At 60.8% G+C, this 22,005-nt stretch carries 19 protein-coding genes; 1 reads left to right on the forward strand and 18 read right to left on the reverse strand.

Translation table 11 applies throughout. The annotated features are described in order from the left end of the window. The first annotated feature begins 39 nt into the window (after nt 1–39). Nucleotides 40–2,541, forward strand: coding sequence for a DUF3772 domain-containing protein (locus V0R37_RS00745; RefSeq protein WP_420372667.1), 2,502 nt, complete (start codon nt 40–42; stop codon nt 2,539–2,541). On the opposite strand, the gene V0R37_RS00750 is transcribed toward V0R37_RS00745, so the two are convergent. The 18 genes from V0R37_RS00750 to V0R37_RS00835 form a co-directional block, all read right to left on the reverse strand. Next, nucleotides 2,441–2,998, reverse strand: coding sequence for a DUF2818 family protein (locus tag V0R37_RS00750; RefSeq protein ID WP_420372668.1), 558 nt, complete (start codon nt 2,996–2,998; stop codon nt 2,441–2,443). The two genes, V0R37_RS00745 and V0R37_RS00750, sit on opposite strands and share 101 nt — an antisense overlap. A 3-nt stretch (nt 2,999–3,001) precedes the next feature. Beyond that, nucleotides 3,002–4,486: an NADH-quinone oxidoreductase subunit NuoN gene (gene nuoN, locus V0R37_RS00755; RefSeq protein ID WP_420373114.1), complete on the reverse strand. Its 1,485-nt coding sequence runs from the start codon at nt 4,484–4,486 to the stop codon at nt 3,002–3,004. Between the two features lie 9 nt (nt 4,487–4,495). Continuing rightward, on the reverse strand, nt 4,496–5,998 hold the full coding sequence (locus tag V0R37_RS00760) for an NADH-quinone oxidoreductase subunit M (protein ID WP_420373115.1): 1,503 nt from the start codon (nt 5,996–5,998) through the stop codon (nt 4,496–4,498). Beyond that, the gene (gene nuoL, locus V0R37_RS00765; protein ID WP_420372669.1) at nt 5,995–8,001 is read right to left on the reverse strand and encodes an NADH-quinone oxidoreductase subunit L; all 2,007 of its coding nucleotides are present in this window, start codon (nt 7,999–8,001) and stop codon (nt 5,995–5,997) included. The genes V0R37_RS00760 and nuoL overlap by 4 nt, the downstream gene beginning before the upstream one ends. Nucleotides 8,002–8,017: 16 nt before the next feature. Beyond that, a complete protein-coding gene (gene nuoK / locus V0R37_RS00770) occupies nt 8,018–8,326 on the reverse strand; it encodes an NADH-quinone oxidoreductase subunit NuoK (RefSeq protein ID WP_165026998.1) in 309 nt (102 codons plus the stop codon). Further along, nucleotides 8,323–8,964, reverse strand: coding sequence for an NADH-quinone oxidoreductase subunit J (locus V0R37_RS00775; RefSeq protein ID WP_420372670.1), 642 nt, complete (start codon nt 8,962–8,964; stop codon nt 8,323–8,325). Before V0R37_RS00775 ends, nuoK begins: the two co-directional genes overlap by 4 nt. Nucleotides 8,965–8,980: 16 nt before the next feature. After that, entirely contained in the window at nt 8,981–9,469 is a 489-nt protein-coding gene (gene nuoI, locus V0R37_RS00780) for an NADH-quinone oxidoreductase subunit NuoI (protein WP_264129571.1), read from the reverse strand. Between the two features lie 17 nt (nt 9,470–9,486). Next, a complete protein-coding gene (gene nuoH / locus V0R37_RS00785) occupies nt 9,487–10,560 on the reverse strand; it encodes an NADH-quinone oxidoreductase subunit NuoH (protein WP_420372671.1) in 1,074 nt (357 codons plus the stop codon). Continuing rightward, nucleotides 10,561–12,888: an NADH-quinone oxidoreductase subunit NuoG gene (nuoG, locus tag V0R37_RS00790; protein ID WP_420372672.1), complete on the reverse strand. Its 2,328-nt coding sequence runs from the start codon at nt 12,886–12,888 to the stop codon at nt 10,561–10,563. 15 nt (nt 12,889–12,903) lie between these two features. Next, nucleotides 12,904–14,271 carry an NADH-quinone oxidoreductase subunit NuoF gene (gene nuoF, locus V0R37_RS00795; RefSeq protein WP_420372673.1) on the reverse strand — a complete coding sequence of 456 codons (1,368 nt, stop codon included), beginning with the start codon at nt 14,269–14,271 and terminating at the stop codon, nt 12,904–12,906. Continuing rightward, nucleotides 14,268–14,762, reverse strand: coding sequence for an NADH-quinone oxidoreductase subunit NuoE (nuoE, locus tag V0R37_RS00800; RefSeq protein ID WP_420372674.1), 495 nt, complete (start codon nt 14,760–14,762; stop codon nt 14,268–14,270). Before nuoE ends, nuoF begins: the two co-directional genes overlap by 4 nt. Before the next feature lie 35 nt (nt 14,763–14,797). Next, nucleotides 14,798–16,054, reverse strand: a complete 1,257-nt coding sequence (locus V0R37_RS00805) for an NADH-quinone oxidoreductase subunit D (RefSeq protein WP_420372675.1) — start codon at nt 16,052–16,054, stop codon at nt 14,798–14,800. Nucleotides 16,055–16,057: 3 nt separating this feature from the next. Continuing rightward, nucleotides 16,058–16,669, reverse strand: coding sequence for an NADH-quinone oxidoreductase subunit C (locus V0R37_RS00810; RefSeq protein ID WP_420372676.1), 612 nt, complete (start codon nt 16,667–16,669; stop codon nt 16,058–16,060). A gap of 41 nt (nt 16,670–16,710) precedes the next feature. Further along, nucleotides 16,711–17,187, reverse strand: coding sequence for a NuoB/complex I 20 kDa subunit family protein (locus tag V0R37_RS00815; RefSeq protein WP_264129579.1), 477 nt, complete (start codon nt 17,185–17,187; stop codon nt 16,711–16,713). A 153-nt stretch (nt 17,188–17,340) separates the two neighbouring features. Further along, on the reverse strand, nt 17,341–17,700 hold the full coding sequence (locus V0R37_RS00820; protein WP_420372677.1) for an NADH-quinone oxidoreductase subunit A: 360 nt from the start codon (nt 17,698–17,700) through the stop codon (nt 17,341–17,343). 442 nt (nt 17,701–18,142) lie between these two features. Beyond that, complete coding sequence (locus tag V0R37_RS00825) at nt 18,143–19,336, reverse strand: porin (protein WP_420372678.1); 1,194 nt, start codon at nt 19,334–19,336, stop codon at nt 18,143–18,145. A 389-nt stretch (nt 19,337–19,725) separates the two neighbouring features. After that, a complete protein-coding gene (locus V0R37_RS00830; protein WP_420372679.1) occupies nt 19,726–20,895 on the reverse strand; it encodes a DUF1513 domain-containing protein in 1,170 nt (389 codons plus the stop codon). Next, nucleotides 20,876–22,003 carry an imelysin family protein gene (locus V0R37_RS00835; protein ID WP_420372680.1) on the reverse strand — a complete coding sequence of 376 codons (1,128 nt, stop codon included), beginning with the start codon at nt 22,001–22,003 and terminating at the stop codon, nt 20,876–20,878. The genes V0R37_RS00830 and V0R37_RS00835 overlap by 20 nt, the downstream gene beginning before the upstream one ends. Nucleotides 22,004–22,005 lie beyond the last annotated feature (2 nt).

Here is a 22,005-nt window from a genome sequence, read left to right on the forward strand (position 1 = left end):
CTCACCTCCACACCATGCCTACGCTCCCCATGCGGCATATTGGCTGACGCCGTCCGCCCGGCCGCAAGCGCATCCGCCGCACGCCGGTCCGGAACACTGCGCGGCCTGCTGGTCCGCTGCCTGCTGGCCATCTGCCTGGCTCTGTCCGCCGCGGCCGCTCCCGTCCATGCCCAGAACAAGAGCGCCGCCGCCGAAATCGACAAGACCCTGGACGCCGCGCGCACGCAGATAGACCGGGTACAAAAGAGGTTGGGCGCGGCTCCGGACAAGCCCTTGCAGGATCACGACCTGGTCGATCTGCGCGACACCGCCCAGGAGGCGCAGGAGCAGGCTCAAGCGGCCGCCGCTGTCCTGGAGCCCCAATTGACCAGTGTGCAGGCCCGCATGGCCGAACTGGGCCAGCCCGCCGAAGGCATCAAAGAGACGCCGGACGTTGCCGCGCAACGCGCGGAACTGAACAAGAACAACAGCATGCTGGATGCGCAAATCAAGCTGGCGCGCCTGATTGCGGTCGAAGCCCAGCAGGCGGTCGACCAGATACTGAAATTGCGGCGCACCCAATTCCAGGCCGAGCTGGGGGTACGCACGGATTCCATCCTGGCCCGCCCTTTTTGGACGGAACTGCGCAACCAACTGCCGCAGGATCTACGCCGGATCCAGCCGCTATGGGACGAACTGGCGGAGTCCGTTCGGAAAGCCGGCGCTTCGGTATGGGCCGCCGCCCTGCTGGCTGTCCTGGCCGTCCTTATCCTGCGCATGCTGGGCGGACGCCTGCTATGGCGCCTGACCACCACCCGCGTCGCGCCGGGCCGCTTGCGGCGCTCGCTGTACGCCGCGGCGCAAGTTGTTCTGGCCACTATCGCGCCCGGAGTGATAGCCGCCATTCTGCGCCTGGGCGCGGAATGGAACACGGCGCTGTCGAGCGAGCTGGATACCCTGCTTAGCCTGGCCGTGGGCGCGGCGTATTTTGGCGGCTTCGTCACCGGCCTGGGCCGGGCGCTGCTTTCCGCCGATCGCCCCACCTGGCGGCTGGCTTCCCTGCCCGACGAGGTCGCGACCGGCCTGCGCTGGTTTCCCGTCCTGCTGGCCCTTGCCCTGACCATGGGCTGGATCGCGCAAAAGCTGGCCGCCCTGGTCAACGCCAGCCTGACCGCCACGGTGGCCCAGAACTGCATCTTGTCCCTGGTTCTTGGCGCGATCATGGCGCTGGCCATGCGCCGGGCCACCCGGCTTAGCCGGCACGCCCGCGGCGAACAGCAAAAAGGCCGCACGGAGCCCGCGCCGATGGGCTACGCCATTGCCCGAGGTGTGATCTGGCTGGCGGTAAGCGCCAGCATGGTCAGCCTGCTGCTGGGCTATATCGCGCTGGGCAGCTTCATCGTCCGACAGGCGGCCTGGCTTGCCATCGTGCTGGGCGCCGCCTATTTGCTCAATGGCCTGATCGACGATGCCTGCCAAAGCGTCGTGGCGGCCATCCGGCGCAATGCCAACGACGAAAACTACAGCCGTCCCATGACGCGTGTGCGCAGCCAAGCCAGCGTCCTGCTGGCCGGCCTGGCACGCCTTGCCGTTGTCCTGTTCGCCCTGGTGCTGCTGGCCGCGCCCTTCGGCGACGGGCCCACGGCCTGGCTGCAGCGCCTGGACTACCTGCACAACGGCATTGCCATCGGCGAAGTCCAGATACGCCCCGCCTCGGTCATGCTGGCGCTGTTGGTTCTGGTGCTGGGCTTTGGGATAGTCAAGGTGGTCCAGGCATGGCTGACCCGCCAGTACCTGCCCACCACCAGCCTGGATCCGGGCATGCGCCTGTCGGCGGCGACCCTGTTCGGCTATGCGGGCTATGTACTGGCTTTTTCGCTATCCCTGTCCGCTGTGGGCATAGGCCTGGAGCGGGTGGCCTGGATAGCCAGCGCCCTGTCGGTGGGTATCGGTTTCGGCTTGCAGGCCGTGGTGCAGAATTTCGTATCCGGCCTTATCCTGCTGGCGGAAAGACCTGTGAAAGTCGGCGACTGGGTATCGCTGGGCGGCATAGAAGGCGACATCCGCCGCATCAATGTGCGCGCCACGGAAATTCAAATGGGCGACCATTCCACCGTCATCGTCCCGAACTCGGAATTCATCACCAAGGTCGTGCGCAATGTCACTCACGCCAGTCCGCTGGGCCGGGTGCAGATCAAGCTGGCCCTGCCCCTGGATACGAATGCGGAGCAGGTCCACGACCTGATGCTGGCCGCGTTCAGGGACAATGCCGACATCCTTGACGAGCCCGCCGCCGACGTGATGCTGGATGGCGTGGATGCCAGCGGCTTGATATTCAATGCCACAGGTCATGTGATTTCGCCGCGCGCCGCCTACCGGGTGCGCAGCGTGCTGCTGTTCGACATACTGCGCCGGCTTCGGGACCAGAACCTGTCCCTGCTCAACCCGCCGACGATGGTGCTTAGGGAGCCCGCGGCTTCTTCTGCGATGGCTTCCGGTGCCGCATCAGATAGCGGTACACGAAGCCCGGATAGCCCAATACCAGGAACAGGCTTAGCGTGACGGCGTAGAACTCCCAGGTCTGGGGAAACACATTGCCCATATTCGCCTCGAATGCGAATCCCAGCGTGCCGACCAAGCCGTAGAACACCAACAGCTCCAGCAGTCGCACGAAAAACGGCTTATGTATGGCGCGCCCGCGATTGCGCCAGCCGGGATAGGCCAGCACCAGCGCCGCCAGCGCGACGGCGGCCAGCAGCTTGCCCATGAACAGCGCGGCCGAAGCGGGATCGGACGCCACGAAGAAAGCCTGGCCGATCAAGGCGAGAATCAGATAGCCCACGCCCCACAGCAAGGCGAAGAACGCCAGCGCCTCCAGCCATTTAAGCCAGATGGGACGCGCCGCTTCGCCAGGCTGGGTCCAGGGCAGGGCCAGGAAAGGCCTCTGCGCCAGGAAGGGAAGATTGGCGCTCGCCAGAGACAAGACAATAACGATCCAGACCGCAAACGTTTGATTCATTCGTCAGAACTTCAGCGAGCCTTCTATGACCCGCACGCAAAGCGCCATCAGGCCACCGGGCAAGATGCCCAGGACGATAATAAGCAGGCCGTTCACGGACATAAGGCCGTTGGTGACCACGCCATTGTCGATCGCGACCGGCTCGCCCTCGGGTTCGTCGAAATAAGCCATCTTGACCACGCGCAAATAGTAGAACGCGCCTATCAGGGAAAAAATGACCGCGACCACGGCAATCGCCACATGCCCCGCTCCGACCAATGCCTGCAATACGGCCAGCTTGGCATAGAAGCCCGCCATCGGAGGAATCCCGGTCAACGAGAACATGGACAGCAGCAGCATGGCCGCCAGAATGGGGTTGCGTCGGTTCAGGCCCTTCAGGTCGGTGATTTCCTCGCACTCGAAACCCTTGCGGCTAAGCAGAAGAATAAGCCCGAAAGTGACCAGCGTGGTCAATACATAGATGATGACGTAGAACAGCGCCGAGCCGTAGGCCTGGCCGGCCAGGGTCTGGTCCTGGACAACGCCCGAAAGCAGGCCCAGAAAAACAAAACCCATGTGTGAAATGGTCGAATAGGCCAGCATGCGCTTGAAATTCGTCTGCGCAATGGCAGCGATGTTTCCGATGGCCAGCGACAGCACCGCAAGGATCAGCAGCATGGGCTGCCAATCGACGGCTATGCCGTGCAAGCCCTCGACCAGCAGCCGCAGGGTGATGGCAAAAGCCGCCAGCTTGGGCGCCGCGCTCAGAATCAGGGTGACCGATGTGGGCGAGCCCTGATAGACGTCCGGCGTCCACATGTGGAACGGCGCGGCGGCCAGCTTGAAGGCCAGGCCCGCAACTATGAACACCACACCGAACACCAAGGGCAGGCGCTCGGCATTGCCGCTGCCTATGACCTGGGCGATCAGGCGCAGGTCGAGCTGGCCGGTGGCACCGTAGATCATGGACATGCCATACAGCAGCACGCCCGAAGCCAGCGCGCCCAGCACGAAATATTTCATGGCGGCCTCGGTCGACTTGACGTCGTCGCGGCGCAGGGCGACCAGGGCGTACAAGGCGAAAGACATCAACTCGACGCCCAGGTACACCGTCAGCATGCTGCCGGCGGATATCATGACCATCTGGCCCAGCAAGGCGAACAGCGTCAGGGAATAGAATTCGCCGCCGTGCTTGAGCATGTCGCGCTGTTCAGCGTAGCCGCGGCCGTAGATCAGCGTGGCGGCAACCGCAACATAGGACAGCACCTTCAGGAAGTGAGACAGGGAATCGACCACATACAGGCCGCCGAAGGAGTTGCCCTGAACCCCCTCGTTCCATTGCCACAGCGACACGACGGTAAGCAGCAGCAAAGTGCCTATGCTTAGCGTGAAAGTCGTGTGGCGGGACTCGGTCTTGTTGAAGGCGTCGATAAGCAGGACCGCCGCAGCCAGAATCAGAAGCGCAATCTCGGGCGTAGCCAAGGCGAAGTCAAATGGATTTTGCATAATATTTCAGGTCTACAGTTTCGAGATAGAGACGTGCTGCAGCAAGGCTTCCACCGACACATGCATGACATCTGTAAACGGTTTCGGATAAATGCCCATGTACAGCACGGCAATCGCCATGATTCCCAGAACGAAGAATTCGCGCGGCGTCAGGTCGACCATGCCCCGGACCTGATCGTTGGCGATTTCGCCAAGCGCGACGCGCTTGAACATCCACAAGGAATACGCCGCGCCCCAGATCAGCGCCGAGGCGGTCAGCAGGCCGACCCAGAAGTTGTACTGGACGGCGCCCATGATGACAGTGAATTCGCCCACGAAACCGCTGGTTGCCGGCAGGCCGGAGTTGGCCATGGAGAACAGCAGGAACAGCGTGACGAAACGCGGCATGACATTGACCACGCCGCCGTAATCGGCGATGCGGCGCGTATGCAGGCGGTCGTACAGAACCCCAATGCACAAGAACATGGCGCCTGACACGAAACCGTGTGAAATCATCTGCACGATGGCCCCTTCCAGGCCCGCCGTGTTGAACAGGAAAAAGCCCAGGGTGACGAAACCCATGTGGGCGACCGATGAATAGGCAACCAGCTTCTTCATGTCGTCCTGAACGATGGCGACCAGGCCGATATAAATCACGGCGATCAGGGACAGCGCGATCATCATGCCCGCAAGGCTATGCGAGGCGTCGGGCACGATGGGCAGCGAAAAACGCAGGAAGCCGTAGGCGCCCAGCTTGAGCATGATGGCGGCCAGCACCACCGAGCCGCCCGTGGGCGCTTCGACGTGGGCGTCGGGCAACCATGTATGCACCGGCCACATGGGCACCTTGACGGCAAACGCCGCCAGCAGGGCCACAAAGATCAGGATCTGCGGCGTGTAGTCCAGCTTGAGCTGATGCCAGGTCAGGATGTCGAAGGAACCGTCGGCGGCATGCCACAGGTAGATGAAGGCGATCAGGGTCAGCAAGGAACCCATCAACGTGTACAGGAAGAATTTGAACGCGGCGTACACGCGGTTGGGGCCGCCCCATACCCCGATGATCAGATACATCGGTATCAGGGTGGCTTCGAAGAAAACATAAAACAGCATGCCGTCCAGCGAGGCGAACACACCCACCATCAATCCCGACAGGATCAGGAAGGAGGCCATGTACTGCGACACGCGGCTGGTGATGACTTCCCATCCGGCCAGCACCACGATCACGGTAATGAAAGCCGTAAGCAGCACGAACCAGATGGAAATGCCGTCGATGCCCAGATGGTAGTTGATGGCAAAGGTTTCGATCCAGGACGCTTTCTCGACGAACTGCATGTCGGCGGTATCGGGATTGAAGCCCGTATACAGGGGCAGGGTCACCAGGAAGCCGGCCACCGAGCCCGCCAATGCCAACGCGCGAGTCAGGCCCGGCCTGTCGTCGCGGCCCACCAGCAGCACGATCAGCCCAGCCACAATGGGGACGAAGATCGAAAGCGTTAACCAGGGAAGAGTAGAAGACGCCATATCGCTAGCCATCAGTTAACCGTCAGCACAAAAAAGGAAAGTAAAGCCATGATCCCGATGATCATCGCAAAGGCGTAGTGGTAGATATAGCCCGACTGCAAGTGCCGGCTGACAGCCGCCACCCAGCCCACTAGGCGGGCGCTGCCGTTGACCAGCACGCCGTCGATCAGGCCGCGGTCACCCGCTTTCCAGAAGCCGTGGCCCAGGCAGCGGGCGCCGCGCGCGACGATCTGCTCGTTGAACCAATCGGCGTAGTACTTGTTGTCCAGCACACGATTGATGAACGAAAGACGCGCATGGATGGCGGCCGGCAGGCTGGGATTGACCAGATAGCAGTACCAGGCCACCACAAAACCGGCAATCATCAGCCAGAAAGGCAGCGTGACGAAACCATGCAGGGCGTAAGCCACCCAGCCATGCCAATGCTCGGCCAGCTCGGCCATGGCCGGATGCTGCGGCAATACCGCGATCACGCCATCGAAGAAGCCGTCGAACAACAGGGGGTCGATAAACCAGGCGCCGGCGATGACAGACGGTATGGCCAGCAGGACCAGCGGCAAGGTGACGACCCAGGGCGACTCATGCGGCGCGCCGCCGTGATGGCTGTGATCGTCGTGGCCGTGCCCATGATCCGCATGCGCGTCGGTGTTGAAACGCTCTTTGCCATGGAACACCAGGAAATACACCCGGAAGGAATACAGCGAGGTCACGAACACGCCGATCAGCGTGGCGTAGTAGCCAAAGCCCGCGCCCCAGACGGTGGCCGCGCCCGCCGCTTCGATGATGTGCTCCTTGGAATAGAAGCCCGCGAAGAATGGCGTGCCGACCAGGGCCAGGGTGCCCAGCAGGAAGGTGATCCAGGTAATGGGCATGTACTTGCGCAAGCCACCCATATTGCGGATGTCCTGGTCATGATGCATGCCGATGATGACCGAGCCCGCGCCCAGGAACAGCAGGGCCTTGAAGAAGGCGTGCGTCATCAGATGGAAAATGGCGGCCGAGTAGGCCGAGGCCCCCAGCGCGACCGTCATATAGCCCAGTTGCGACAGCGTGGAATACGCAATGACGCGCTTGATGTCGTTCTGGACGATGCCCAGTATGCCCAGGAACAATGCGCCGATGGCGCCGATCACGATCATGACCGACAGGGCCGTGGTCGATTGTTCGAACACCGGCGAAAAGCGCGCCACCATGAAGATGCCCGCGGTCACCATGGTTGCCGCGTGAATCAGGGCGGAAATGGGCGTCGGGCCTTCCATGGAGTCGGGCAGCCAGGTATGCAGCGGAACCTGCGCCGATTTACCCATGGCGCCCACGAACAGCGAAATGCATGCCACCGTCAGCAACTGCCAGTCGGTGCCCGGGAAAGCCGTGGCGGCCAGCTTGTCGCTTTGCGCGAAAACGTCGCCATAATGCATGCTGCCGGTGTAGGCGAACAGCAGGCCTATGCCCAGGATGAAGCCGAAGTCGCCCACGCGATTGACCAGGAAGGCCTTCATGTTGGCGAAAATGGCGGTCGGACGCGTATACCAGAAACCGATCAGCAGATAGGACACCAGGCCCACCGCTTCCCAGCCGAAGAACAGCTGCACCATGTTGTTGGACATGACCAGCATCAGCATGGAGAACGTGAACAGCGAAATGTAGGCGAAGAAGCGCTGGTAGCCGGGGTCGTCCGCCATATAGCCTATGGTGTAGATATGCACCATCAGCGATACCGACGTCACCACCACCATCATCAGCGCCGACAGCGGATCGATCAGGAAGCCCAGTTCCAGCGGCGTCGTGCCGATGACGCTCCAGGTATACAGCGTGCCGTCGTAGGTGTGGCCGTCCAGCACCTGGAACAGCACCATGACCGAGCCGATGAAGGAAACCAGCACGCAGGCGATGGTCACCAGGTGCGAACCGCGGCGGCCGACGAAGCGGCCCAGGAAGCCGGTGCCGAACAGGCCGGCCAGTATGGCCCCGGCCAGCGGCGCCAATGCAATCAATAGGTAAAGACTGGGTGAATTCATAGTATGTGCAATCCCATCAACCCTTAAGCTGGTCAAGTTCTTCAACGTTGATCGTATTCAGGTTGCGGAACAGCAACACCAAAATCGCCAGGCCGATTGCGGCTTCAGCCGCGGCCACCGTCAAGATAAAAAAGACGAAGACCTGTCCGGCGGTATCGCCGAACCATGTTGAAAACGCCACGAAATTCATATTGGCCGCCAGCAGCATCAATTCGATGGACATCAGCAAGATGATCAGGTTGCGGCGGTTCAGGAAGAAGCCGAAGATACCGATGGCGAACAGAATGGCGCCCAGTATCAGGTAATGAGCAAGAGTCAGTGTCATTTGGAGTCCCCTTGGGCTTGTTCTGCATCGGGCGCCGCCGTGGGCGCTTCAGTCTGCGAGGCGATGCTGACCAGGCGCACGCGATCCTTGGCCTGAACCTTGACTTGGTCGGAGGGCCGGTTGCGCTTGACGTCGCTGCGTTTGCGCAAGGTAAGCGCGATGGCCGCGATCATGCCGACCAGCAGTATCACTCCGCCCACCTGCACGGCGAACACGTAATCTGTGTACATCGCCACGCCCAGGGCATGGGTATTGTCGTAGTCGTCGGCGATCGGCGCCGCGGGACCGGCGCCCAGCCAGGTCTTGGCCAGCACGAAGGCCATTTCCAGCACCATGATCAAGCCGATGACCATGCCCAGAGGCAGATAGGTCTTGAGCCCCGAACGCAGGGTTTCCATGCGCACATCCAGCATCATGACCACGAACAGGAACAGCACCATGACCGCGCCCACATACACCAGCACAAGCAGCAGGGACAGGAACTCGGCGCCCAGCAGCATCCATATCATGGAGGCGGTAAAGAAGGTCAGGATCAGATGCAGCACACCGGTGACGGGGCTGGTGGCGGTGATGACGCGAAACGCGGCCACGACCAGCACCAGCGACAGCAGATAAAACAGGACGGTAGAAAAAATCATAGGTGTCGGTCCGGCATCAACGATAAGGGGCGTCTTCGGCGCGACGGCGTGCGATTTCAGGCTCGTAGCGATCGCCGATGGCAAGCAGCATGTCTTTGGTGTAGTACAGGTCGCCGCGCTTTTCTCCGTGGTACTCGGAAATATGCGTCTCGACGATGGAGTCCACCGGGCAGCTTTCTTCACAGAAGCCGCAGAAAATGCATTTGGCCAGGTCGATGTCGTAGCGCGTGGTACGGCGTGTGCCGTCATCGCGCTCTTCGGACTCGATGCTGATGGCCAGCGCGGGACAAACCGCCTCGCACAATTTGCAGGCGATGCAGCGCTCTTCGCCATTGGGATAGCGGCGCAGCGCGTGCAGGCCGCGGAACCGCGGCGAGGCGGGGGTTTTTTCCTGAGGGTAGCGCAAGGTGACCTTGCGCTTGAAGAAGTACTTGCCGGTCAGGCGCATGCCCTTCAACATCTCGGACAGCATCAAGCTGCCGAAGAAATCCTTAATAGCTTCCATAATCTAGCCCCTGTGTCCTATTGCCAAATATTCCAGGGCGTTTGCATCCAGATCGCCACCACCAGCAACCAGATGCCGGTCAGCGGAATGAATACCTTCCAGCCCAGGCGCATAATCTGGTCGTAGCGGTAGCGCGGGAACGTCGCACGGAACCACACAAACATCGAAACCACAAAAAATGTCTTGATACCCAGCCACAGCCAGCCCGGAATCCAGGTCAGCGGCGCGATTTCCAGGGGAGGCATCCAGCCGCCCAGGAACATGATGGACGCCAGCGCCGACAACAGAATCATGTTGGCGTATTCGCCCAGGAAGAACAGCGCAAAGCCCATGCCGGAATATTCCACCATGTGCCCCGCCACGATCTCCGATTCGCCTTCGACCACGTCGAAGGGGTGGCGGTTGGTTTCAGCCACGGCCGACACCACGTAGATGACGAAAAGCGGCAGCAGCGGCAGCCAGTTCCAGGACATGAAATTGATGCCCTTGTCGGCGAACCAGCCGGCGCCCTGGCCGTTGACGATGCCGCTGAGGTTCAGCGTGCCCGATACCAGCAGCACAGTCACCAGCACGAAGCCGATGGCCAGTTCGTAGGACACCATCTGCGCGGCGGCGCGCAGCGCGCCCAGGAAGGCATACTTGGAGTTCGATGCCCAGCCCGCGACGATCACGCCATAAACGCCTATGGACGTAATGGCCATGATGAACAGCAGGCCGGCATTGACGTCGGACAGCACGACTTCGGGACCGAAGGGAATCACGGCCCATGCCGCCAGCGCAGGCATCAGCGTCACCACGGGCGCCAGTATGTACAGCACCTTGTTGGCCTTGCTGGGAACGATGATTTCCTTGGTCAGCAGCTTGAACACGTCGGCGAAAGGCTGCAGCAGCCCGCGATAACCCACGCGGTTCGGCCCCTTGCGCACGTGCATGGCGCCTATCATCTTGCGTTCCCAATAAGTCAGGTAGGCCACGCAAAGAATGATGGGCACAGCGATGACGACGATCTTCACCAACGACCATGCGACCAGCCAGGCGGTCGGGCCGATGAGTTCGGTACCGTAGTTTTGAAGAACTGTAAGCCACTCCATTTAGGCACGCTCCACCGTTAATTGGCCAAAGCCGCTACCCAGCGCCGCCGTTTCATTGAAGGCGGCGGCGATCCGCACGCAATCGGGTGCGACGGTATTGTCTTCCAGCGCGGGCAGGACGATCTGACCCTGCTGGCTGCTTATACGCAGCGCATCGCCCGACTGGACGCCCAGCTTGGCCAGCGTGCCGGCCGCCATGCGCGCCTTGGGCGGCCGCGAATCCGCCGTTTCCTGCAAAGGCCCGGAACGGCGCACCAGGGCATCGCTGCGATAGATGGGGACGTCGGTCACGCGTTCCAGGCCGCCCGTCGTTTTGAGCAGGCCGGGCCGGGCCTTGATCTCGTTGGACAGGCGCCCGTCCAGGCCGCCGGCCATGACGGTGTCGCGCACCGCTTCCGAGGTCTCGTAGTCAAAGCCTTGCAGCTCGAATAAATTGCCCAGCACACGCAGGACCTTCCAGGCTGGCCGTGTATCGGCAAACGGCGCGGCCACGCCCTTGAAGCTCTGGATGCGGCCTTCGGCATTCACAAATGTGCCGGAGGTTTCGGTAAAGGGCGAAATAGGCAGCATGACATCCGCCCAGTCCTGCGCGGCGGACCGGAAAGACGTAAGCGCCACCGCGAAGCCGGCTGATTTCAGCGCTTCGAGCGCGCGGGCGCCATTGTCGCTGTCCAGAGTAGGTTCGGCGTGCAGCACCAAGTAGGCTTTCAGGGGACGATCGAGCATCTGCTCGGCCGTCAGGCCGCCGCGGCCCGGCGTGGCGCCGGCCAGGTAGCCGCCCACCGTATTGGCACCCGGTGTCAGGAAGCCGAATCGGGCCTTGGCCGCCTGGGCCAGCGCCGAGGCGTTGGCGGCAATCAGGGCCGCCTGGTTCGATGCCACCGCCATATTGCCCAACAGCACGGCCACCCGTTCACCGGACAGCAGGCTGGCGGCAATCTGTTCGGCTACTACAGAAGGTTCCACTCCCGCAAAGGCCTCAGGCACGGCTTGGCCGGCGCTCTTGGCCACCGCCGCCAGCACTTCCGCCAAGGCATTGGGCAAGGCGCTGGGCGCCACCGTCATGCGGGCGGTCACCGGGAACAGGGGGTCGTCGGCGGCCGAATCGATAAAGGATATCTGCGTCCCGTGCTTGGCCGCCTGACGCAGGCGTTGCGCCATCAGGGGATGATCCTTGCGCAGGAAGGATCCCACCACCAGCACGCGGTCAAGCTGAGCGAACTCGCCGACCGGCATGCCCAGCCAGGGCACGCCCGCCACAGCCTCGTCGAAGGCCGGATCGATGTTGCGCAGACGGAAATCGATGTTCTCGGAACCCAGCGCCCGCATCAGCTTGGCCAGCAAGGCCAGTTCCTCGGTCGTGGCGGTATGGCTGCCGATGCCGCCAATCTGCTCGGCGCCGAATTGCTCGCGCACCGTATTGAATCCGTGCACCACGGCCTGCAAGGCGTCGGTCCAGGAGGCTTCGCGCCATTGGCCGTCCTCGCCCTTGACCATAGGATGCGCCAGCCGGTCTTCGGTATACAGGCCTTCGTAGGAGAAGCGATCGCGGTCGCTGATCCAGCATTCGTTGACGTCTTCGTTTTCGAAGGGCACCACGCGCAGCACGCGGTCCAGCTTGGCCTGCACGACCAGGTTGGAGCCCAGGCTGTCGTGGGGGCTGACCGACCGGCGCCGCGCCATTTCCCACGTACGGGCGGTGAACTTGAAAGGCTTGGACAGCAGCGCGCCCACCGGGCAGATATCGATCATATTGCCGGAGAGTTCGGATTCAACCGCCTGGCCCACGAAAGTGGTGATCTCGGAATGCTCGCCACGGTTGACCATGCCGATTTCCATGATGCCGCCGATCTCCTGGCCGAAACGGACACAGCGCGTACAGTGTATGCAGCGCTGCATGCCTTCAGTGGAAATAAGAGGCCCCATTTCCTTGGCGGCGACCACGCGTTTTTCCTCGTGGTAACGCGAAGCGGAAGCGCCATAGCCCACGGCTAGATCCTGCAATTGGCATTCGCCGCCCTGATCGCACACGGGACAATCCAGTGGGTGGTTGATCAGCAGGAATTCCATCACGCTTTTTTGGGCGGCAATGGCTTTTTCCGAACGGGTATGGACGACCATGCCGTTGGTGACCGGGGTTGCGCAGGCCGGCAGCGCCTTGGGCGCCTTTTCCACGTCGACCAGGCACATGCGGCAATTGGCCGCCACGGATAGTTTCTTGTGATAGCAGAAATGCGGTACGTAGACCCCCAGCTTGTGGGCAGCCTGGATGACCATGCTGCCTTCGGGAGCTTCTACTTTGATACCGTCGATGGTGATTTCAACCATTAGCGTGTCCTGACCCTACAAATATTTAGGCACCACACAGCTTTTATGCTCGATGTGGTGTGCGAATTCGTCGCGGAAGTGCTTGATGAAGCTGCGTACCGGCATGGCGGCGGCGTCGCCCAGGGCGCAAATGGTGCGGCCCATGATGTTGTGGGCGACGGAATCCAGGACATCCAGGTCTTCAGGACGGCCCTGGCCGTTTTCGATGCGTGCCAGCATGCGGTAAAGCCAGCCTGTGCCTTCGCGGCATGGCGTGCACTGGCCGCAGCTTTCCTCGAAGTAAAAATAGGACAGGCGCAGCAGGGACTTGACCATGCAGCGGGTCTCGTCCATGACGATCACCGCGCCCGAACCCAGCATGGAACCGGCCTTGGCGATGGAATCGTAGTCCATATTGGTCTGCATCATGATGTCGGCGGGCAGCACGGGCGCGCTGGAACCGCCGGGAATCACGGCCTTGAGCTTGCGGCCGCCGCGCATGCCGCCGGCCAGCTCCAGCAGTTTGCTGAACGGGGTGCCCAGCGGAATCTCGTAGTTGCCGGGCAGCTCGACGTCGCCGGAAATGGAAAACAGCTTGGTTCCGCCGGCATTGGGCACGCCGATATCCAGGTATTCCTGCGCGCTGTGGCGGAATATCCAGGGTACGGCGGCGAACGTCTCGGTATTGTTGATGGTGGTGGGCTTGCCGTACAGGCCGAAGCTGGCGGGGAACGGCGGCTTGAAGCGCGGCTGCCCCTTCTTGCCTTCAAGCGATTCCAGCAAGGCGGTTTCTTCGCCGCAGATGTAGGCGCCGTAGCCGTGAAAGGCATGCAGCTGGAAGCTGAAGTCGGAACCCAGGATCTTGTCGCCCAGGAAACCGGCCGCGCGAGCCTGATCCAGCGCTTCTTCGAAGCGCTCGTAGATTTCGAAGATCTCGCCGTGTATGTAGTTATAGCCTACCGTGATGCCCATGGCGTAGGCCGCGATGGCCATGCCCTCGATCACGATATGCGGATTGAAGCGCAGGATGTCGCGATCCTTGAATGTGCCCGGCTCGCCTTCGTCGGAGTTGCACACCAGGTACTTCTGCCCCGGCAGGGTGCGCGGCATGAAGCTCCATTTCAGGCCGGTGGGGAAGCCCGCGCCACCCCGGCCGCGCAGGCTGGACGCCTTGACCTCGGCGATGACGTCCTCCGGCTTCATGCCGGTGGTCAGAATCTTGCGCAAGGCCTCGTAGCCGCCGCGCTTGACGTAGTCTTCCAACCCCCAGTTCGTGCCGTCCAGGCCCGCCACGATCTGCGGGTTGATGTGGCGATCGTGGAAAACCATGCTGGTGGCAAGATCCGGGCCGGGATTGGGCGTAAGACCTTGAGAAAACTGATGCAATAGACCCGGCGCGTTCATGCCGATTCCCCGTGCTGTTTGAGTTCCTGGATCATGGCGTCGATTTTCTCGGACGACATGCGTACACACATATGCCTGTTGTTCATGAGCATGACCGGCGAATCGCCGCAAGCGCCCATGCATTCGCCTTCCATCAGGGTGAACAGGCCGTCGGGCGTGGTTTCGCGGAAATCGACGCCCAGCTTCTGCTTAAGGTAATCGGCCGCCTTGACGCCGTCGCGCAAGGCACAGGGCAGGTTCGTGCAGACGGTGATCTTGTAGCGGCCCACCGGATGCGTATTGAACATGTTGTAGAAAGTGGCGACTTCCTGCACGGCGATGGGCGGCACATGCAGGTAGGCGGCGACGTCGTCGATGACTTCGGTGGACACCCACCCCTTTTCTTCCTGGGCGATAGTCAATGCCGCCATGATGGCGGACTGTTGCTGGTCGCCGGGGAACTTGGTCAGTTCCCGGTCGATTTTCTGATAGGCTTGTTCGGAAAGCAGCATAGTTTGAATCCGGTTTTTACCTTGGCTAGCGCCGGTTAACGGTCGATTTCGCCAAACACAATGTCTTGCGTCCCAATGATGGTGACGGCGTCGGCAATCATGTGCCCGCGCGACATCTCATCAAGGGATTGCAGGTGCGCAAAGCCCGGCGCGCGTATCTTCATGCGATAGGGCTTGTTGGCGCCGTCCGACACCATGTAGATGCCGAACTCGCCCTTGGGATGCTCGACCGCGGCATAGGTTTCGCCGGCAGGCACGTGCATGCCTTCGGTAAAGAGCTTGAAGTGGTGGATAAGGTCTTCCATGCCCGTTTTCATGCGTTCGCGGCTGGGCGGGGCAACCTTGTGGTTGTCGACGATGACGGGACCCGGGTTGTTGCGCAGCCATTCCACGCACTGGCGAATGATGCGGTTGCTTTCGCGCATTTCGGCGATACGCACCAAATAGCGGTCATAGCAGTCGCCATTGACCCCCACGGGAATATCGAATTCCAGGCGGTCGTAGACCTCGTAGGGCTGCATGCGTCGCAAGTCCCACTCGATGCCCGAACCGCGCAGCATGGGGCCGGTAAAGCCCAGGGCCTTGGCGCGATCGGGACTGACCACGCCGACGTCCACCAGCCGCTGCTTCCAGATGCGGTTATCGGTCAGCAGGGTTTCGTATTCGTCGACGCAGGTGGGAAAGCGGTTGGTGAAGTCCTCGATGAAATCCAGCAGCGAGCCCGAACGCGCCTCATTCATGGCGCGCATTTCTTTTTCGCCGCGGTACTTGCTGGACTGTCCGTACTGGGGCATGGCATCGGGCAAGTCGCGGTAGACGCCGCCCGGGCGATAGTAGGCCGCGTGCATGCGCGCGCCCGACACCGCCTCGTAGCAATCCATAAGGTCTTCGCGCTCGCGGAAGGCGTACAGGAACACCGCCATGGCGCCGACGTCCAGCGCGTGCGAACCCAGCGACATAAGGTGATTGAGCAGGCGCGTGATCTCGTCGAACATGACGCGTATGTACTGCGCGCGCAACGGCACCTTGATGCCCATCAGATTTTCGACCGCCATGACATAGGCGTGCTCGTTGCACATCATGGACACATAGTCCAGGCGATCCATGTAAGGCAATGCCTGAAGATAGGTCTTGTGCTCGGCCAATTTTTCAGTGGCGCGGTGCAGCAGGCCGATATGCGGATCGGCGCGCTGGATGACCTCGCCGTCCAGTTCCAGCACCAGGCGCAATACGCCGTGCGCGGCCGGATGCTGGGGCCCGAAGTTAAGTGTGTAGTTTTTGATTTCAGCCATGTTCTAGCGCCCTGCTCCGTAGCCTTCTTCACGCACAACACGCGGAGTGATTTCACGCGGCTCTATGGTTACGGGCTGGTAGATAACCCGTTTCTGTTCAGTGTCGTAGCGCATTTCCACATTGCCCGACAAGGGGAAGTCTTTGCGGAAGGGATGGCCGATAAAACCGTAGTCGGTAAGTATGCGGCGTAGATCGGGGTGCCCTTCGAAGACGATGCCGTACAAGTCGAATGCCTCGCGCTCGAACCAGTTGACCGCGGGCCATACATCGACCAGGGTGGGCAGCACGGGGAATTCGTCGTTGGGCACATAAGCCCGCACTCTCAGCCGCCAGTTGTTCTTGACCGACAGCAAATGCACCACCACCGCAAAACGTTGCGGGTGCTGGCTGGGCTCGGCCACGTAGGTGGGAGCGCCCCATCCGGAGTAATCGATTCCGCACAAGTCGATGCAGGTATCGAAGCCCAGCGTTGCGTTGTCGCGCAGGGCGGTACAGGCATCGACCCAGTCCTTGGCCGGAATCTCGAGCGTAAGCTCGTTCAGGGCCAGCTTCAGTGCAGCGGATTCGCCAAACGTGGCCAGCAAGTTAGTGTGTAGCGTTTCGAGCCGAGTCATAGTTCAAGCAGTTCAACGTTAAGGGTGAAAGCCGAAGAGGCCTAGCGCGCAATGGTGTTGGTCAGGCGGATCTTGTTCTGCATTTGCAGAAGGCCGTAGACCAGGGCTTCCGCCGTGGGCGGGCAGCCCGGCACATAGACGTCGACCGGCACGATGCGATCGCAGCCCCGGACCACCGAATATGAATAGTGGTAATAGCCGCCGCCATTCGCACAGGAACCCATGGACAGGACCCAGCGCGGCTCGGGCATCTGGTCGTACACCTTGCGCAATGCGGGCGCCATCTTGTTGCACAGCGTGCCCGCCACGATCATCAGGTCGGACTGGCGCGGGCTGGGGCGGAAAATAATGCCGAACTGGTCCAGGTCGTAGCGCGCCGCCCCGGCATGCATCATTTCCACCGCGCAACAGGCCAGGCCGAAGGTCATGGGCCACAAGGAACCCGTCTTCGCCCAGTTCAGGAACTTGTCCGCGCTGGTGGTTATAAAACCTTCTTTCATAATGCCGTCGATAGCCATAATTTACCTTTAGCCCTGGAATGGATCAGCGATCAAGCGCATCGCACATGGGGTTGCGGCTGCAACCTCGCCTGACCCATCCCTTTGAATTCGCATCTGCTTAGTTTTGAACAACAGGTTGACGCAAGCCGGCCAACCCGCAACAAGCGCCGATCATTCCCAATCGAGCGCGCCCTTCTTCCACTCGTAGATAAAACCCACGGTAAGAATGGCCAGAAACACCAGAACCGTCCAGAATCCGACCATGCCTATGGTGCCATTGGCCATGGCCCAGGGGAACAGGAAGGCGATTTCAAGGTCGAACATAATGAACAGAATCGCAACCAGGTAGTAGCGCACGTCGAATTTCATGCGCGAGTCGCCAAAGGCCTCGAAACCGCACTCGTATTGCGACAGCTTTTCGTCGTACGGGCGATGGGGCCCAAGCAGGCGGCCTGCCGATAGCAGCGCGAAACCGATCAGGGTTGCAACGACTATAAACAGCAGAACGGGGAAGTACTGTTCCAGATTCATGCGAGCGCATCCAATCACGATAAGTAAACTCTAGGATTGTAGCATTTTGAGAGCGTCATTCTGCTGAATGACCCTGCTCGGAAACATGTTGGTGAACCGGCTTGATCGAGATCACTCTCCTGGTCAAATTCCAGGCCATCGACAGCGCCCAAACACGGTGAATTATTGCTTCCCCACAGCGGCCCCCGAAGCTTGAGCGGCTTGGCCGGCAAAGGCAATGAATGCACCCAGCGCAGCCGCTGAAGCCTTGATATCGCCGCGGCGGCAGGCTTACCGATTCGCAGTCCCATAAGCCATCAACTTAATCGTAATCGACAGTCGTCCGCAAACGCAAAAACCACCCCGAAGGGTGGTTTTTGCTAGCAAATACTGCTTGCTTCAGTTCATTCGGCAACCCGGCAAGCCGGGCCGCCTCGGCGCATAGACTAGCTATGCAATCCGATTAGAACTGGTGACGCAGGCCCAGGCCGACCAGGGTCGACTTGGCATCAGGCAAGAAGTGAACGTTCTTGGCATAGGAGCCAATTGCGTACACGTTGGTGCGCTTGGACAGATTGTAGGTGTAGCCCAGGCTGTAAATGTGCTGCTTCTTCCATTCGGCGCCGACGGGGTTGTTGTCGGGCTCGCTGGTAGGATCAGCCATCGTCCACGATGCCATCACTTTACCGTTACCGATAGGAGCGGACAAGCCAACCAGGTAGGAATTGACCTTCAGGCCATCAGCAGCCGAGAACGCGCCGACGTCTTTACGATCGCCAAACGTGGCAGCTTGAAGAAGACCATTGCGGGTTTGACCAAAAGCCAAGTGAGCCTTGACGACTTCGAAGTCGTATGCAGCACCCAGGTTCCACGAACGGATGGTTACGTTGTTGCTAGCAGTAGCAGTACCACCAGCACCTGCCGTCAGGACGCTGCCCGACTTGATCTGGTCATAGCTCAAAGCAGCAGCGATAGGACCATTGGCGTAACGCAGACCGGTAGTGATTGCCTTCTTGTTGGCATCTTTGGTGTTGTAGGTCGAAGCACCCGAAATTGGGTCAACGTAAGCTACATCACGATCCCAGCTCTGGCTGCCGTCGCCGTTGAACGAATAGCCAACGCCGAACTGGAAGCCCGAGAAATTCGGGGTTTGATACATGACCATGTTGTCATAGCGAACCGTGTTCACAGCAGTGAATGCTGCGCCCATGTTGGCTTGATCAAAGCCCAGAGCGAACGGATCGATGGCACCGAAGTACTTGGAACCGATGTTGGTCTGACGACCGACATCCAATTGACCCCATGCATCGCTGGCCAGACCCAGAGTGGCCTGACGACCAAACAGGCGATCGTTTTGGGCGTGAGTGCCACGACCAAGATCAAAGCCGCTTTCCAATTGGAACACGGCGCGCAGGCCGTCGCCCAAATCTTCAGCGCCTTTCAGGCCCCAGCGGTTGCCGGATTGAATGCCGTTGATCATGCCAACGCGCTTGCCATCAATATCAGTATTGGCGGCGCCAGTGCGGCTGGAGCTACCGCTAACTTTTTGGTAACCGATACCACCGTCCAGGATACCGTACAGGGTAACCGACGTTTCTGCTTGAGCAACGCCGAAGAAACCGACGGTTAGAGCAGCAGCGAGCAGAGTCTTTTTCATGTAAGAAATCTCCGTAGATTTGAGTAACTAGAGCAGCGACGACCAAACTGTGCTGCTGCTCTTTCTAACTCCGCGATGGGAAGTTGCTGCTATTGCATCAAAATTCGGGGCTCATGGCTATGACCGTGTTGGCAAAAGTGAGGTTTTTCGCACGGGGTGTAGGCATAAAACAACAAAACGCCCTTTTTCAGCCAAAAAACCAAGGGATTACCCGATACTTTGCCGTTGCCTTCCGGCCACACTTTTCAGGCCTGTTTTTTATTGATATCAATTCTAGCTAAGGATCGCAGTAGCTTGTTTTTATTAGTAGTTTTACGTCAGCAAAGCGTTGAAATTTTTTGTTTTATTTTCAAAGCTTTACTATCAAAGACAGGTCAAAAACCGGGAGTTCACAGCCGTCTTAGATGGTTGTCCCAGGCCAGATCGGACACCCGGCTCAGCGTCTCGCGTTCCCGCTTTTGGGGGAGCAATCGGGCCAGCTCGCCCTGGCCGCTGCTGGCCAGGAAGCCCTTTTCGGCCAGCGGGGCCACGCCGCAGCCATCGAACATGCGCGTGACACCCAGATTGCGTCCGCTGGCCGCGTCCCAATACATTATCTGCCCGCCCACAGGACTGGACGTGGCGATACGCGTCCCCGACGCATCGCAGGCCAGGGAGCCTACGTAGTTCTTCATGCCCCGCAAGACACTGTCCGGCCCGGCGAACAATTCCGCCCTGCCGCCTTGCCGATGCCGTCCCACCAAAGGTGGGCGCTCGCCCGCCGGGCCGGTGTGCTGGCAGCCGAACCAGACCGCCCCCGCGGCATCGACCACAAGATGGCGTATGGACAGTCGGTTCAGCGCTCCATCCAGGAACACCTGTTCCAGCAAGTCGCCGCTATGCATATTTATATAGGCGAGCGAGGGCCGCATGTCGTCCGCATTGAGCTGCAGCTTGCCGTAATCCGGATGGGTAAGAATGCCGCCATTGGCTACGCATAGCGTGCGGCCATCGGGCATCAGCACCACTTCATGCGGACCTACCCCTTGCGTGGATATTTCACCCAGACGCCGATAACCGCCGCCTTCCGCCGCATCGTACAGGCCCAGTACCCCCCGGCCGGCCTCATAATCGTTTTCCGTGGCCGCCATCAGGCGCCCGTCGGGCGAGAACACGCCATGGCCGAAAAAATGGCGGCCGGGCGCCACATCCAGCATTTGAGGCGGACGATCGCCCGCGACGTCGAAAGCGATGGCAAAGAAGCCTGGCTGCCTGCCGAATGCCACAACGCGTCCGCGGGCGGCATCGATGGCGAAACTGTGTCCGCGCCCCGGCAAGGGAACCACCCGCTGATCGCGTCCTTGCGCGTTGAACAGCGCCGCTTCAAAGCGGCCGGCATTCTTGCGGGCCGCCATATATAAAGCAGATTCGCCGCCGTCCAGGCCGGGACGGTGATCAGACAAGCGTGACTGCGCGGCATCGGAGGCGAGACCCGAGGCCGCGGCGGGAGCGGCGGCGGACACGGCGCTGGCGGTCGCCCAGGCCATGAAACGGCGTCTATCAATCGCCGTCGAGCGCATTGAAGCCTATCCTTACGCCGAAAGCAGGCGCCATGTTTTCATCTATTACGCCTTTGGCATTCTTCAGGATGAGCGAGGCGAGAACCAGGCGTCGATAGCCGTCTTCCGTCTTCACCAGGGCATTGAAGTCGCCGCGCATCGCTTGAAGGCCATCGCGCGCCTGCGCCAGTTCATGCTGAATGCTGGTGTCTATCCAGTCCTCGTCTTCGGTATATATATAGGAGCCGGCCATATAAAACCGCCGCATTCCTTCAAGCGTGGCCGCCATGGCTTGCGCAGACAAGCCGCTGCGCCAGAATGGCGCCTTGTTGGGCCTGGCCGCCTTTATATCCACGCCCAGCATGGGCATCAGCTTTACATCCCGGGCGAACTGCAGCCCCGTGGACAGGGCCTTGATGGCTTCGCCCGCCACTTCCTGCTGATTGCGATACAAGGCGTTCGTGGGCGACGGCGCCGAAAATTGACGGGCGTAATCGCCGTTGGCCTGCCAGGCCTGGCTAAGCTCGGCACCCACCGCCGCAAGGTTTCCGGCAATGGCAATGGCATAGGCGCATGCCCTTATATTCTTTTCCTCAACATCCCCGGCGGCTTGCGCATCGGAGCCTGCAAACAGGCCACCCTTCCGATACAACACGTATTCCAGAGCGGGCAGGCCCTGCAGGGCGACGCTTTGCTTTGCCAGCCCGGCGGCATTGGGAATGGCGTCCGATTGGCCAAGCATGCCCTGCACCTGACGTAAAGTGATGCCGCGCGGATCGGGCCAGAAGTAAATGCGTTCGTAGCGGTTGGCGGCCACCAGCGGCCCAAAGCGCAGGAACTCGATGCCCGACCACGCTTTAACCAAGTCGGCGAAACCCGCCTCGGCCTTCTTCGCACCGGCCGGCGCGGGAGCGGAGCACCAGGCATCCAGGTCCGCACGCAGTTGTTCCGCCGACTGCTGAAACCGCAGCATCGCTGGCGCAATATAGCCTTGCGCCAGATTCCCGCCCAAGTCGGGCGGCAATTGCCCCGCGGCAGCCGCATTGGCACAGCACATCAGGCCGATTGCAGCCAGCGCACCGCCCACGGCGCGGGCGGCCCTGCCGGCACACATTCTTGCGAGCATCATCG

Source organism: Pollutimonas rozaliensis, assembly GCF_048751585.1.
Classification (GTDB): domain Bacteria; phylum Pseudomonadota; class Gammaproteobacteria; order Burkholderiales; family Burkholderiaceae_B.